Raw genomic sequence first — 14,971 nt, forward strand, 5'->3', positions numbered from 1 at the left:
TCCTGCGAACCGGCATGTGACTCAGGTCGTTTCTCACCGTACTCTTGCTCCTGTGACTCCGAACACGACGCCGAAGGCCGGCAAGAAGCAGTCCACCCGTCCCTCCAAGTCCTCTGCCGCTCCCACCGACGCACCCGCTCAGGGCACCGGGACGCAAACCGTGCCGTCGGGGTCGTCCGCGGCCAGTGCGGCACCGCAGCCGGCCCCGTTCTCGCTGATCGGCCGGATCCCGGTCACCGAGGTCTTCCCCGTCGTCGAGGACGGGCGCTGGCCGGCCAAGGCCGTCGTCGGCGAGGTCATTCCGATCCGCGCCACCGTCTTCCGCGAGGGGCACGACCGCTACGGCGCCACCGCGGTCCTGGTGCGTCCTGACGGCAGCGACGGCCCCAGCGCCCGCATGCACGACATCGCCCCGGGGCTGGACCGCTATGAGGCCTCCGTGGCGCCCGACGCCCCCGGGGACTGGCACTTCCGCGTCGAGGGCTGGTCGGACCCGTACGCCACCTGGAGCCACGACGCCGGCATCAAGGTGCCCGCCGGCATCGACGTCGAGCTCATGCTGGAGGAGGGCGCCCGTGTCCTGGACCGGGCGGTGGCCGTTGAGGGGCGCGACGAGGAGGGAGTCAAGGCCCTCAACGACGCCGTGTGGATCATGCGCGACCCCTCCAACCCCGTGGCCGACCGCCTGGCTGCGGGCATGTCGGACTCGGTCCAGGCCGCCCTGGAGCGCCTGCCGCTGCGCGACCACGTCTCGCCCTCCGCCGAGTACCCCCTTCAGGTGGACCGCGAGCGCGCCCTGACCGGCTCCTGGTATGAGATCTTCCCGCGCTCGCTGGGCTCGGGGGCAGATGAGGACGGCACCTGGCACTCGGGGACGCTGCGCAGCGCGACCGAGCGGCTGGACCGCATCGCGGCCATGGGATTCGACGTCCTCTACCTCACGCCCATCTCCCCCATCGGCCTGACCAACCGCAAGGGCCGCAACAACACCCTGACGGCGCGTCCCGGTGACCCCGGCTCCCCCTACGGCATCGGCTCCCCCGACGGCGGCCACGACGCCATCCACCCCGACCTGGGCACCTTCGAGGACTTCGACGCCCTGGTGGCGCGCTCGCGCGAGCTGGGCATGGAGGTGGCCCTGGACCTGGCGCTCCAGTGCTCCCCGGACCACCCGTGGGTGGCCGAGCACCCCGAGTGGTTCACGGTCCTGGCCGACGGCTCGATCGCCTACGCCGAGAACCCGCCCAAGAAGTACCAGGACATCTACCCGCTCAACTTCGACAACGACCCCGAGGGCATCTACCAGGCGATCCTGGAGGTCGTGCGCACCTGGATCGCGCACGGGGTGACGATCTTCCGGGTGGATAACCCCCACACCAAGCCCCTGCCCTTCTGGCAGCGGCTCATCGCCGAGATCCACGCCGAGTCCCCCGGGGTGCTGTTCCTGGCCGAGGCCTTCACCCGCCCCGCCATGATGCGCACCCTGGGCATGATCGGCTTCCACCAGTCCTACACCTACTTCGCCTGGCGCAACACCAAGGACGAGCTCATCGAGTACATGATGGAGCTCAGCAAGGACACCGCCCACCTGCTGCGCCCGGCCTTCTGGCCCACGACGCACGACATCCTCACCCCCTTCATGACCAACGGGAAGGTGCCGGCCTTCAAGCTGCGCGCCGTCCTGGCGGCCACGCTCAGCCCGACCTGGGGCATCTACTCGGGCTACGAGCTGGCCGAGTCCACACCGCGCCCGGGCTATGAGGAGCAGATCGACAACGAGAAGTACGAGTACAAGCCGCGTGACTTCGCCGCCGCTCGCCGCAACGGCATCGAGGACCTCCTCACGCGCCTCAACGCCGCCCGGGCCGCTCACCCGGCGCTGCGCCAGCTGCGGGACATCTACTTCCACCCCACCAGCGACGACCAGATCCTCGCCTACTCCAAGCGGGTGGACGCCTTCCACAGCCCCACGGGCAAGGACGATGTCGTCCTGACGGTGGTCAACCTCGACCCGCACGGGGCGAGGGCCGGCGAGGTCTACCTCAACCTGGAGGCCCTGGGCCTGCCGGGCTGGGTGGACGCCTCTCGCCCGGTGGTGCGGGTGACCGACGCGCTCACCGGAGACTCCTACGAGTGGTCGGGGCAGAACTATGTGCGCCTCGACCCCTTCGCCGGGCAGGTCGCCCACGTCTTCTCCGTGGAGCCGCTGTGAGCACCGATCCGATGAGTACTGCCCCGGTGCCCCCCGGCAGCGAGACTCCAACCGCGGCGCCGGGGGGAGCCTTCGGCCCGCCCGCGGCGGGTGTGCCCGTCACGGCGCCCATGGCGACCCAGATGTCGGCGATCCCCACCCCCAGCGGCGGGATCCCCATGCCGCTGACGGTGGCCCCGCCGATCCCCGGAGTGCCGGCCCTGCCGGCCCAGGCCCGCCCCGGCCTGAGCCCGGACCCCGAATGGTTCCGCACGGCGGTCTTCTACGAGGCGCTGCTGCGCTCCTTCGCCGACTCCGACGGCGACGGCGTCGGGGACCTGCGCGGGCTCATCTCCCGCCTGGACTACCTGGCGTGGCTGGGTGTGGACTGCGTGTGGATCCCGCCCTTCTACCCCTCGCCCGTGCGCGACGGCGGCTACGACATCTCCGACTACACGGCCATCGACCCGCGCTACGGGACGATGGAGGACTTCCGCGAGCTGGTCCACCAGGCCCATCAGCGCGGGATCCGCATCATCATCGACATGGTCGTCAACCACACCTCGGACGCCCACCCCTGGTTCCAGGCCTCCCGCTCGGACCCCGAGGGACCTTACGGGGACTTCTACGTGTGGGCCGACGACGACTCCGGCTACGACGACGCCCGCATCATCTTCGTGGACACCGAGGAGTCCAACTGGGCCTACGACGTCGAGCGCGGCCAGTTCTACTGGCACCGCTTCTTCTCCCACCAGCCCGACCTCAACTACCGCAACCCGGCGGTCATCGAGGCGATCCACGACGTCATCCGCTTCTGGGCGCGCACCGGGGTGGACGGCTTCCGCCTCGACGCCATCCCCTACCTGACCGAGTCGGAGGGCACCAACTGCGAGAACCTGGCCGGCACCCACGAGATCATCGCCGGGATCCGTCAGATGCTCGACCGGGAGTTCCCCGGGACCATCACGCTGGCCGAGGCCAACCAGTGGCCCGAGGACGTCGTGGAGTACTTCGGCACCGAGGAGGCGCCCGAGTGCACCATGTGCTTCCACTTCCCGGTCATGCCGCGCATCTTCTACGCACTGCGGCAGGGCTCGGCCGAGGCCATCCGCTGGGTGCTGGAGAAGACCCCCGACATCCCCGCCCACGGGCAGTGGGGGACCTTCCTGCGCAACCACGATGAGCTGACCCTGGAGATGGTCACCGACGCCGAGCGCGACCAGATGTACGCCTGGTACGCCCCCGAGGAGCGCATGCGCGCCAACATCGGGATCCGGCGCCGCCTGGCCCCGCTCCTGGACGCCTCACGCGCCGAGGTGGAGCTGGCCTACGCCCTGCTCCTGTCGCTGCCGGGCAGCCCCTGCCTCTACTACGGCGACGAGATCGGCATGGGCGAGAACATCTGGCTGGAGGACCGCGACGCCGTGCGCACCCCCATGCAGTGGGACGACTCCCCCAACATGGGCTTCTCCTCAGTGGTCGACCCGGGCGCCCTGACGCTTCCGCTCATCCAGGCCCCCGGCTACGCGCACCTGACGGTGGCCACCGAGATGGCCCGGCCCGACTCGCTGCTGCAGTTCACCCGGCGGATCCTGCACCTGCGCCGCGCCCACCCCGTCCTGGGACGCGGGAGCTTCCTCCTGCGCCCCACCAGCGATGACGCCGTCCTGGCGCACACGCGCTGCGACGAGGCGCCAGTGGAGGGGGCAGAGACCCTCCTGTGCGTCGCGAACCTCTCGGCCACCCCCCGGTCGGTGACGATCGAGGTTCCCGAGCTGGCGGGCAGGGGCACCACGGACCTGTTCGGGGGCTGCGCCTTCCCGCCCGTCGACGACCGAGGCCGCCTCACCCTGACGCTGGGAGCGCGCGGATACTACTGGCTGTCCATTGACCGGACTGAGCCCGACGACGCCCCCCAGGACGACCACGACAACCACCCGACCGAGGAAGTCTGATGCCAAACGAACCGATCTCCGCCGCACCGCAACCCGCCACCGTGCCAGCACACTCCCTGCGCAGCACCCAGGCCCCGTCGACCTGGCCCACCAATGCCGAGATCCTCGCTGCGCTAGAACCGTGGATGCTCCAACGGCGCTGGTTCCCGCTCAAGGGGGACGCCGCACCGCCCCTGGGCTCCCTGCGCGTGATCGCAACCTGGGAGCCGGAGGAGGGGGTGCGAGACCTCGTCATCGCCGCCCTACGGGGCAACCAGGCCGAGACCGGTCACCGCGACGGGATGGTGCTGCTGCACGTGCCAGTGGTCCTGGAGTCCGCCGAGGCGCTCGACTCCTTCGCCACCCCCGGTGAGGCACCCGGCAACCACGGCCTGCTGGTGACCACCGACTCTCAGGGGTCACCCACGCAGGTGGCGCTCGTCGACGGCGCCCACCACCCGGCCTTCTGGCGGGCCTGGGCCCTGAGCACGCTGAAGGCGGGCACCGTCCTGAGCGAGGCCGGAGCCCTGGCCATCGCCCAGCGGGCGCCGAGGCTGCGGGTAACCACCGGGGAGCAGTCCAACACCTCCGTCATCCTGCCGGCCCCCTCCGACCCCGCCGAGGCTCTTGGGGAGCAGGACGCCGCCACCGGCGACCTCATCGTCAAGCTCCTGCGGGTCCTGGAGCACGGGCGCAATCCCGACGTGGAGCTGTCGGTGGCCCTGGCCCGCAGCGGCTGGGACCGGGTGCCCACGCCGGTGGCCTGGTCCACCATGACCTGGACGCGCATGGGCGGCTGCGGCCAGCCCGCCCTGGAGGAGTCCACCGACTCGGCCGTGGCCTGCAGCTTCGTCCCCCGCGCCGACGACGGCTTCGAGCTGTTCTGCTCACTGGCCTCCACCGACGACGTCGACGGACCGGTGCGGGCCCGCGCCGTGGAGCTGGCCCGGGATCTGGGACGCACGACCGCGCAGATGCACCACCACCTGGCCGCCTCCCTGGGCACGAGCCGGCCGCCCTCACCTGCCGAGCTCGCGGCCGCCCTGCGCAAGCGCGCCCGGTGGGCGCTGGAGGAGGTGCCCGAGCTCTCCGGCCACATCCGCGCCCTGGAGCTCAAGGTGGAGCAGGCCTTGGCACGTCTCGAGGAGCTCCCCGCCCTGGAACCGACCACCCGTATCCACGGGGACTACCACCTGGGGCAGGTGCTTCACGAGATCGACGGCCAGCAGCGCTGGTACGTCCTGGACTTCGAGGGCGAGCCCCTGCGCCCCCTGGCCGAGCGATCCGACCCCGATCTTCCGGCCCGGGACGTGGCCGGGATGCTGCGCTCCTTCGACTACGCCGCCGCCGTGGGCAAGGCACCCCACCCCGACTGGCTCCCCGCCGTGCGCTCCGCCTTCGAGGAGGGCTACCGCCTGGGACGCCAGGAGACCGGCTCGCTCGCCCCGTCGCCAGCGGCATCCGGCGACCAGGAGCAGGCCGAGGCCTCGTACCAGACGGTCCTGACCTGCCTGGAGCTGGACAAGGCCCTCTACGAGGCCGTCTACGAGGCCCGCAACCGTCCCGACTGGCTGGGCATCCCCCTGGCGGGGATCGAGTCGGTCCTGTCCAAGCACGCGGAGGGCTGAGCACGCAACGATCCTCCATTCCCCTCATCCCCATCGGTCCGACGTCCAAAAGCACCCGTTAATCACCAACGCATGGAAGAGTTGCTGTATGAGCGCCAACACACCTGAGAAGGACCTCGCCCCTGTCCCTGTGGACCCCTGGATTCTGGCTGACGTCGCCTACGCGCGCTACCACGACCCGCACGAGGTCCTGGGCGCCCACGTCGGCGAGAACGGAGTCACCATCCGCACCGTCCGTCACCTGGCCGACGACGTCGTCGTCGTCACCAAGGGCGGCACCCACCCGGCCACTCATGAGCAGGACGGAGTGTGGGTGGCGGTCCTGCCCGGCCAGGAGATCCCCGACTACCGCATCAAGGTCACCTACGGCGACGAGACCACCACCGTCGACGACCCCTACCGCTACATGCCGACCCTGGGTGAGATGGACACCTACCTCATCTCCGAGGGCCGCCACGAGGAGCTGTGGGAGGTCCTGGGCGCCCACGTCAAGCGCTACGACGGCCCCATGGGTGAGGTCGAGGGAACCGCCTTCGCCGTGTGGGCCCCCAACGCCCGCGCCGTGCGCGTCGTCGGCGACTTCAACTACTGGGACGGCACCGCCACCGCCATGCGCTCCCTGGGCTCATCGGGAGTGTGGGAGCTGTTCGTGCCCGGTGTGGGGGTCGGTGCGCGATACAAGTTCGAGCTCTGCTTCGCCGACGGCTCCTGGCACCAGAAGGCCGACCCGATGGCCCGCGCCACCGAGGTCCCCCCGGCCACCGCCTCGGTGGTCACCGACCAGTTCCACCAGTGGGAGGACCAGGAGTGGATGGCCAAGCGCGCCACCACCGACCCCCACAGCGGGCCGATGAGCATCTACGAGGTCCACGTCGGCTCGTGGCGCCAGGGACTGGGCTTCCGCGGCCTGGCTAAGGAGCTGGTCCCCTACGTCAAGGAGGCCGGCTTCACCCACGTGGAGTTCCTGCCGGTGGCCGAGCACCCCTTCGGCGGCTCCTGGGGCTACCAGGTCACCAGCTACTACGCGCCCACCTCGCGCTTCGGCACCCCGGACGACTTCCGCTACCTGGTGGACCAGCTCCACCAGGCCGGCATCGGCGTCATTCTGGACTGGGTGCCGGCCCACTTCCCCAAGGACGAGTGGGCCCTGGCCCGCTTCGACGGCACCCCGCTGTACGAGGACCCCGACCCGCAGCGCGGCGAGCACCCCGACTGGGGCACCTACGTGTTCAACTTCGGACGCAACGAGGTGCGCAACTTCCTGGTTGCCAACGCCCTGTACTGGCTCCAGGAGTTCCACGCCGATGGCCTGCGCGTCGACGCCGTGGCCTCCATGCTCTACCTGGACTACTCGCGCCAGGACGGCCAGTGGCATCCCAACCAGTTCGGCGGCCGCGAGAACCTGGAGGCCATCAGCTTCCTGCAGGAGGCCACCGCCACCGCCTACCGCAAGAACCCCGGCATCATCATGGCCGCCGAGGAGTCCACGGCGTGGCCGGGCGTCACCGCCCCCACCGAGTACGGCGGCCTGGGCTTCGGACTGAAGTGGAACATGGGGTGGATGAACGACACCCTGCGCTACCTGGCGGAGGACCCCGTCAACCGCCGGTACCACCACGGAGAGCTGACCTTCTCCCTCGTCTACGCCTTCTCCGAGCAGTTCATCCTGCCGCTGAGCCACGATGAGGTCGTCCACGGCAAGGGCTCCCTGCTGTCCAAGATGCCCGGCGACCCCTGGCAGGAGCTGGCGGGCCTGCGCGCCCTGTACGCCTACCAGTGGTCCCACCCCGGCAAGCAGCTGCTGTTCATGGGCCAGGAGTTCGGTCAGGGAACCGAGTGGAACGCCGATACCTCCCTGGACTGGTGGATCCTGGACGACCCCGGCCACCAGGGGCTGCTCGCCCTGGTCAGCGACCTCAACCGCCTCTACCTGAGCTCGCCGGCCCTGTGGTCGGAGGACTTCTCCCACCGAGGATTCGAGTGGATCGAGGCCGGCGACGGCGACCACAACGTCCTGTCCTACCTTCGCAAGGGGACCGACGCCGAAGGGCGGGCCGACCTGATGGTCTGCATCATCAACTTCGCCGGCACCCCGCATGAGGGCTACCGGGTGGGCCTGCCCTTCGCCGGGGACTGGGAGGAGGTCCTCAACACCGACTCCGAGGACTACGGCGGCTCCGGCGTGGGCAACCTGGGCCGGGTCGAGGCCGAAGACCTGCCTTGGAACGGGCGCCCTGCCTCGGTGCGCCTGCGGGTCCCCCCGATGGGAGCGGTCTTCCTGCGTCCGGCGCAGGACTGACCCGGGCTGACACCACGCACCGCGGTGGGGTGAGGGGCATGGACCTCTCACCCCACCGCGGCCTGCTGCTTGCCACATCATCAGAACTGTGAACTCGACCCACCACTATCGCCTATGAGCGGGTAGTCTGGGCCCTGTCTCGCACAGGTGCGCGGCCTCCGGTGCCATGTTCCCTTGCGCGCTCCGGTCGGCCCGGCCCCGTCGATGTACGATGTTTCAGTCCGCTGCAAAACTCTTGCAGTCGGCGACCACGATGCCTGACAAGGGAAGAAGAATGACACAGAAGCTGGTCACGAGCGCCCCCGCGCAGGTGCGCGCCGTATCCGGTCGACCCGAGACCGCAGCCACCCTCATGGAGGTCTGGCAGGGCCTGTCCGCCGCCGTCGTCGACACCATCGCGGACGACTGGTACGCCACCGAGCAGAAGTACAGCGCCGGGCGCCAGGAGCACTACTTCTCCGCCGAGTTCCTCATGGGTCGCGCCCTGCTCAACAACCTCTCCAACCTGGGGATGGTCGATGAGGCACGCGAGGCCGTCGGTTCCTTCGGCGACAGCCTCAGCGACGTCCTGGAGCAGGAGCCCGACGCCGCCCTGGGCAACGGCGGTCTGGGCCGCCTGGCCGCCTGCTTCCTCGACTCCTGCGCCACCCTCGACCTGCCGGTCAACGGCTTCGGCATCCTCTACCGCTACGGGCTGTTCAAGCAGCTCTTCGAGGACGGCTTCCAGACCGAGCACCCCGACCCCTGGATGGAGGAGGGCTACCCCTTCGTCATCCGCCACGAGGAGGCCCAGCGCCTGGTCCACTACCAGGACATGACCGTGCGTGCCATCCCCTACGACATGCCCATCACCGGCTACGGCACCAAGAACGTGGGGACCCTGCGCCTGTGGAAGGCCGAGCCGCTCGAGGAGTTCGACTACGACGCCTTCAACTCCCAGCGCTTCACCGAGGCCATCGTCGAGCGCGAGCGCACCTCGGACATCTCCCGTGTCCTCTACCCCAACGACACCACCTACGAGGGCAAGGTCCTGCGGGTGCGCCAGCAGTACTTCTTCTGCTCGGCCTCCCTGCAGCAGATCGTTGAGAACTACGTCAGCCACCATGGTGAGGACCTGACCGGCTTCGCCGACTACAACGCCATCCAGCTCAACGACACCCACCCGGTGCTCGCCATCCCCGAGCTGATGCGCATCCTCCTGGACGAGCACCACCTGGGCTGGGAGGAGGCCTGGGAGGTGGTCACCAAGACCTTTGCCTACACCAACCACACTGTACTGGCCGAGGCCCTGGAGACCTGGGAGATCTCCATCTTCGACCGTCTCTTCCCGCGCATCACCGAGATCGTCCGCGAGATCGACCGCCGCTTCCGCGTGGAGATGGCCGAGCGAGGCCTGGAGCAGGCCACCATCGACTACATGGCCCCCATCTCCGGGGACAAGGTGCGCATGGCCTGGATCGCCTGCTACGCCTCCTACTCCATCAACGGCGTCGCCGCGCTGCACACCGAGATCATCAAGCGCGAGACCCTGGGCGAGTGGCACGCCATCTGGCCCGAGCGCTTCAATAACAAGACCAACGGCGTCACCCCGCGCCGCTGGCTGCGCCAGTGCAACCCGCGCCTGTCGGCGCTCCTGGACGAGGTCACCGGCTCGGACGCCTGGGTCAAGGACCTGTCCGTCCTGGCCGAGCACACCGACTCCGTGGACGAGTCCGTCTACGACCGCCTGGCGGAGATCAAGCACGCCAACAAGGTGGACTTCGCCGCCTGGATCGCCCAGCGCGAGGGGATCGAGATCGACCCGGAGGCCATCTTCGATGTCCAGATCAAGCGCCTCCACGAGTACAAGCGCCAGCTGCTCAACGCCATCTACATCCTGGACCTCTACTTCCGCATGAAGCAGGACCCGAGCCTGCAGGTCCCCAAGCGGGTCTTCATCTTCGGCGCCAAGGCCGCTCCCGGGTACATCCGGGCCAAGGCCATCATCAAGCTCATCAACGCCATCGCCGACCTGGTCAACAACGACCCCGTGGTCTCCAAGACCATCAAGGTCGTCTTCGTCCACAACTACAACGTCTCCCCGGCCGAGCACATCATCCCGGCCGCCGACGTCTCCGAGCAGATCTCGATGGCCGGTAAGGAGGCCTCGGGTACCTCCAACATGAAGTTCATGATGAACGGAGCCCTGACCCTGGGCACGCTCGACGGCGCCAACGTGGAGATCCTGGAGGCGGTCGGTGACGACAACGCCTACATCTTCGGCGCCACCGAGGACGAGCTGCCCGCCCTGCGTGAGAGCTACGACCCCGTGTGGCACTACGAGAACGTCCCCGGTCTCAAGCGCGTCCTGGACGCCTTCACCGACGGCACCCTGGACGACAACGGCTCGGGCTGGTTCGCCGACCTGCGCCGCAGCCTGCTCGAGGCCTCCTACGAGCCGGCCGACGTCTACTACGTCCTGGGCGACTTCGCCTCCTACCGCGAGACCAAGGACGCCATGGCGGCCGACTACGCCGATGCCCGCGCCTGGCAGCGCAAGGCCTGGGTGAACATCACCCGCTCGGGCCGCTTCTCCTCCGACCGCACCATCAGCGACTACGCCCGCGAGGTCTGGAAGATCGACCCCGAGCCCATCGCCTGATCGTCACGGCATGAGCGAGCGCCCCTCACCGCAACCGGTGAGGGGCGCTCCTTTCCGTATGCGCTGGGCGCCGCCGCCGGGCCCTCAGCGGGGCTCATTGAGGCTCAGTAGAGCATGGTGGCCAGGCGGCGGCGGGCCTGGGCGACCTCCGGAGAGGTGGAGCCGATGACCTCGAAGAGCTCGAGCAGCCGCAGCCGGGCCTCCTCCCGCTCCTCCCCCGCGTGGGTGCGCACGGCCTCCAGGGCCCGGCCGAGCGCGGCATTGACATCCCCCATGGCCAGGGCGGCGTCGGCACCGGCCAGAGCGGCGGCCAGATCCGTGGGCGCGGCGTCGGCCGCCGCAAGGAGCTCGTGGGGGTCCTGGCCGTCCAGGCGGGCCATGAGACGCACCTGGTTGCGGGCCACCTTGAGGTCGTCGTCGCCCGGGTTCTGGGCGATGGCGTGGGTGTAGACCTCCTCGGCAGCGGCGAAGTCCCCGGCCTCGATGGCCTCGCGGGCGGCCCGCTCGACCTCGGTCTCCTCGGGCTCGGCTTCAGCAGTGCCGGCGCCGGCCGCGCCGTCGACGGCGATGGTGCCGTTGACACCGTTGGCGGCCGCCACCTCCAGCAGCTGGTCGATGACGGAGCGCAGCTGCTCCTGGGGCACCGCCCCCTGGAACATCGGCACCGGCTGGCCCGCGATGAGGGCCACCACCGTGGGGACGGCCTGAGCCTGGAGGGCCTGGGCGACCTCCGGGGCCGTATCCACGTTGACGCGCGCCAGCTGGAAACGGCCGGAGTACTGATCGGCGAGCTGCTCCAGGACGGTGGCGAGGTCGGCACTGGCCTGGCTGCGCGGGCTGTGCAGGACGACGATGACAGGCACCTGGGTGGAGACCTCGGCGACGTCGCGCAGGGTGGAGGCGTCGACGTCGACCACGAGCGGTACCGGCAGACCAGAACCGGCAGCTCCAGTAGGGCGATCCCCGGTGGCGGGGCTCGGGGTGGCGCCGGAAGAGCCGGCCGGCTTGGTGGCGGGGGCGAGACTGGACAGGTCGACGGCGCCGAACATGCTCATGGCAGCTCTGCCTTCCTCGGGCCGCGGCCCGGTTGCTTCATGGATCTGGGTCTTTCGGTGTTCGTGAGCGCCGGCGCGGTTGGCAGGCCTCACGCTGCGCACCGGCCTGGGCGCGCCAGCGGCCCGACTCCGAGCACTCACGGAGCCGGGCCGGGGACCGGAGGCGGTCAGGACGGCTTGGCCGACGCCGACGCCGTGGGGGCCGGCGTCTTGGAGTCGTCCCGGTCCACCTTCATCAGCGCCGTCTCGGCGCCCAGAACAGTCACCTTCCCACCGCTTCCCTCCTTGGGAATGGAGAAGGCGACCATGGAGTCGTAGGTGGCGGTCACGGTACCGACGATCTTCTGGTTACCACCCATGTGGGCGGCAATGTCACCCTGCAGGGTGAGGTCGGAGCCGTCAACGGTACGCTTGTAGACCACCGTGAAGGTCAGGGTGGTGAAGACCAGCGCCCCGCCGTCACCCTCCTCCAACTGGAGGCCCTGGAACCCGTCCTGTCCGGGGACCGCCGTCACGGTGACCTCACCCAAGTTGCTCAGGTCGGTCTTTCGGGCGTCCTGGACCTTCCGACGCAGGCTGTCGTCGGGGAAGGCCTTGCCGTTCTCGCCGTCGGGGTGGTTGAGCGCATCGACGTAGGAGTCGAGAGCCGCCTTGGGGGTGACAACCAGCCCGGTGGACTCGGCCGTCACCTGCTTGGCGTGCTGGGCGGACTGCTTGGTCAGCACGGGAATGCTCGCCTGCGCGGCGAACCCCTGCACCCAGGCCCACACCTTGAACTGGTCCCGGGCCGAGCCCTGCTCCAGGGAGATGATCGAGACGCTCTTGTCGCTCTCCGAGGCGACGGCTGCGTTGCGGGGGAAGCCGACGGTCTGCCCCACTCCCCCGCCCTGGATCTTGGTGTTCATGGCGTGGATGACGGAGGCATTCCCGCTGGCGGAGGCGGTGGCGTACTCGGCGGCACGGATCCGCGCCGCCGGACCGGACATGACCTCCTTGAGCTTGTCCGCGTTCTTCTCCTTGTCCGCCGCGGCCAGACCGGTCTGGACGCGCTGGAGGATCTCCTCGAGCTGCTTGTCGTTGAGGACGGGCTCGGCGATCGGCGTGCCGGAGGCCACGGTCTCAGCAGTCTTGGGCTGAGACCGCGAGCAGGCGGCCAGGCTCAGGGCGATGGCGGAGGCACCGCCTGCACTCAGAAAGGCTCGACGGGTGGGCATCATGCGCGCTCCTGGTTGTCGGGGTCCGCGGTGGGGTCTGGCTCACTGAGGGGCTCGGCGTCAACGGCCTGGATAACGGCGGGGTCGGCCTGGGGAGGCAGCTCGACGCCGTCGGAGTAGGAGGGCCAGGACACAGTGGTCGACGTCGCAGAGGAGTCCCCGAAACCGCTCGGGGAGAAGGTGGGCCCGTGCGCCGGCTCGACCTCCTGCTCACTCCAGCTCAGGGAGGCGTCGCTCACCTCCGGCTGGGCGAGTCCGGTCGGCATCTGGAGGCCGGGGTCCTGCGGCGGGACCGAGGAGGCCGCGTCCTGGAACTCGGCGGTGTCGGTCTCGAAGGACCGCGCGTCGCTACCGCTCGCCACGTGGCTGGTGTGGTGCTCCGGCGGTGCGAAGCGGGAGTGGTCCGGGGCGCCTGTGGGCTGGTCGGCAACCGGGTCCACGCCCACGGCCATGTGGCCTGCGCCGGCGGCACCGCCGGCGACATCACTGAGAGCCGGGGGGTTGGAGTAGGCCGACGAGTCGGGGACGTTGGTGGCATCCGAGGTGATGGTGAGCGCCTCGCCGGCCTGGAGGCCCTCCGGCTCCCGGGCGGCCCGGTGCTGCTGGGTGGCGGCCTCGTCAAGACCGGGGACGACCGACGCGCCTCGGGCAAGCCCGGCAACCGCATGGTCGCCCTGCCCGCCGTGGCCCTCGCCGTAGGCGGCAGTGGTTCCGTCACCGAACCCGCGTCCGGGGACCTCACTGAGCCCGGCGGCGGGGCCGTAGTCGTAGCCCTCGGCGGGAACGGCCTCAGGCATCTGGGAGGCGGCGGGCGCCTCAACGCCGCTGAGGTAGACGCGCCCGGTGCGCGGGTCGGTCCAGGGCTCGCCCGAGGCCTCGGCGCGCTCCTTGTCCCGCAGCTCTCGGCGGGTCAGCCGTCGGTCGGGATCGTCCACCTGGGGGATGCCCTCGGTGGAGACCGAGTCGGCGTTGGCGATGCGGGCCGCCCGCTCGGCCGAACGGGTACGCCGATCGACATTGGCGCGGCGCAGCTGGAGGTCGATGAAGAACAGGAAGGCTCCTACGAGCACGAAGACGCTGCCCAGAACCAGTCCCCCGTAGAAGTACCAGGGGGTCTCCACCTGGCGCTTCCAGCTGACGGTCAGGCCGGGAGCCGAGGCCTTGCCGTCGGTCATGGCCATGACGACGATCTGCTCGTCGAGGTTCTTGTGGGGCAGCATGGCGCGGTCGGCGTCCTTGCCGGTGTCGAAGGTGACTGACGAGCCGCCGGTCTTCTCCCCCAGCCAGATGTCGGAGCCCGAGGCGGTCACGCCCTTGGCCTTGCGCTCTGAGCACTTCGAGCCGCCGGCCTGCGCGGAGGCGGAGGGCTGAGCGGAGGGCGCTGCGGAAGGAGCGGGAGCGGCGTTGGCCGGCGGGCAGTACTGGGTCTCGTCCTTGGAGGTCAGGGTCCCGGCGTCGGCGTCGATGCTGGTGATCGCCGTGTAGGGCAGCGCATTGTCGGCGTCGGGGCTCATCCAGGCGTCGAGATCGGCCGCCCTGGCCACGAAGAGGTGGACGTCCTTGCCGTCGGAGGAGCTCGCCGTCACGGTGACGTCGGACTCCGCACCACTGAGAACCCCGGGGGCTGTGATGACGTAGGGCTGAGAAGGGCCGGAGGCGAGCTTCGCCTCGACCTTGGAGCCGGGTTTCCAGATGGTGGCCGAGCAAACGGCCAGGGCGACGAGGACCAGCCCGAGGACGGTCACCACCACGCTCAAGATACGTCGACTCACGACGCGGATCTCCTATGCTCGCGGACACGGTATGGACGACGGCCGGCTCCGTGGAGCCGGGTATCGCTGCGAGCGCTCACCGTGCGCCCGCCTAGGGACCAGAATCGCATGACGGACCCTGCGACCGCACCGACCTCGGCCCAAGATCACAACCTGGCACGCGCTGAGCGAAGCGATATCTCCCGGAATTCCGCCAGCAGAAAGGGTCTCGCCGGCCCCGCGAACAGCGCGACGGTC

The 14,971-nt window shown here is 69.8% G+C and carries 8 protein-coding genes; 5 read left to right on the forward strand and 3 right to left on the reverse strand.

What is annotated here, in order from left to right; genetic code table 11:
• Positions 1-52: 52 nt before the first annotated feature.
• The 5 genes from HMPREF9058_RS09675 (at position 53) to HMPREF9058_RS09695 (ending at position 10,693) form a co-directional block, all read left to right on the forward strand.
• Positions 53-2,212, forward strand: a complete 2,160-nt coding sequence (locus HMPREF9058_RS09675) for an alpha-1,4-glucan--maltose-1-phosphate maltosyltransferase (protein WP_302621226.1) — start codon at positions 53-55, stop codon at positions 2,210-2,212.
• Positions 2,213-2,334: 122 nt separating this feature from the next.
• Complete coding sequence (treS, locus tag HMPREF9058_RS09680; RefSeq protein WP_254654149.1) at positions 2,335-4,146, forward strand: maltose alpha-D-glucosyltransferase; 1,812 nt, start codon at positions 2,335-2,337, stop codon at positions 4,144-4,146.
• Positions 4,146-5,753, forward strand: coding sequence for a phosphotransferase (locus tag HMPREF9058_RS09685; protein ID WP_009407138.1), 1,608 nt, complete (start codon positions 4,146-4,148; stop codon positions 5,751-5,753). The genes treS and HMPREF9058_RS09685 overlap by 1 nt, the downstream gene beginning before the upstream one ends.
• A gap of 88 nt (positions 5,754-5,841) precedes the next feature.
• Positions 5,842-8,052 (forward strand): 1,4-alpha-glucan branching protein GlgB, encoded by a 2,211-nt coding sequence (glgB, locus tag HMPREF9058_RS09690; protein ID WP_009747850.1) that lies wholly within the window; start codon positions 5,842-5,844, stop codon positions 8,050-8,052.
• Between the two features lie 274 nt (positions 8,053-8,326).
• On the forward strand, positions 8,327-10,693 hold the full coding sequence (locus tag HMPREF9058_RS09695; RefSeq protein ID WP_043538138.1) for a glycogen/starch/alpha-glucan phosphorylase: 2,367 nt from the start codon (positions 8,327-8,329) through the stop codon (positions 10,691-10,693).
• A gap of 104 nt (positions 10,694-10,797) precedes the next feature.
• On the opposite strand, the gene HMPREF9058_RS09700 is transcribed toward HMPREF9058_RS09695, so the two are convergent.
• The 3 genes from HMPREF9058_RS09700 to HMPREF9058_RS09710 form a co-directional block, all read right to left on the reverse strand.
• Positions 10,798-11,748, reverse strand: a complete 951-nt coding sequence (locus tag HMPREF9058_RS09700; protein ID WP_009407217.1) for a tetratricopeptide repeat protein — start codon at positions 11,746-11,748, stop codon at positions 10,798-10,800.
• A gap of 167 nt (positions 11,749-11,915) precedes the next feature.
• Positions 11,916-12,965 (reverse strand): hypothetical protein, encoded by a 1,050-nt coding sequence (locus HMPREF9058_RS09705; protein ID WP_009407134.1) that lies wholly within the window; start codon positions 12,963-12,965, stop codon positions 11,916-11,918.
• A complete protein-coding gene (locus HMPREF9058_RS09710) occupies positions 12,962-14,734 on the reverse strand; it encodes a hypothetical protein (RefSeq protein WP_009407189.1) in 1,773 nt (590 codons plus the stop codon). Before HMPREF9058_RS09710 ends, HMPREF9058_RS09705 begins: the two co-directional genes overlap by 4 nt.
• Between the last annotated feature and the right edge of the window lie 237 nt (positions 14,735-14,971).

The sequence above is a fragment of the Actinomyces sp. oral taxon 175 str. F0384 genome, assembly GCF_000223355.1.
GTDB classification, from domain to species: Bacteria; Actinomycetota; Actinomycetes; order Actinomycetales; family Actinomycetaceae; genus Actinomyces; species Actinomyces oris.

What these genes read in the sequence shown, in the direction of transcription:
- treS (WP_254654149.1), top strand. Translation starts at nt 2,335, where the DNA reads ATGTCGGCGATCCCCACCCCCAGCGGCGGGATCCCCATGCCGCTGACG.
- HMPREF9058_RS09685 (WP_009407138.1), top strand. Translation starts at nt 4,146, where the DNA reads ATGCCAAACGAACCGATCTCCGCCGCACCGCAACCCGCCACCGTGCCA.
- glgB (WP_009747850.1), top strand. Translation starts at nt 5,842, where the DNA reads ATGAGCGCCAACACACCTGAGAAGGACCTCGCCCCTGTCCCTGTGGAC.
- HMPREF9058_RS09695 (WP_043538138.1), top strand. Translation starts at nt 8,327, where the DNA reads ATGACACAGAAGCTGGTCACGAGCGCCCCCGCGCAGGTGCGCGCCGTA.
- HMPREF9058_RS09700 (WP_009407217.1), bottom strand. Translation starts at nt 11,748, where the DNA reads ATGAGCATGTTCGGCGCCGTCGACCTGTCCAGTCTCGCCCCCGCCACC.
- HMPREF9058_RS09705 (WP_009407134.1), bottom strand. Translation starts at nt 12,965, where the DNA reads ATGATGCCCACCCGTCGAGCCTTTCTGAGTGCAGGCGGTGCCTCCGCC.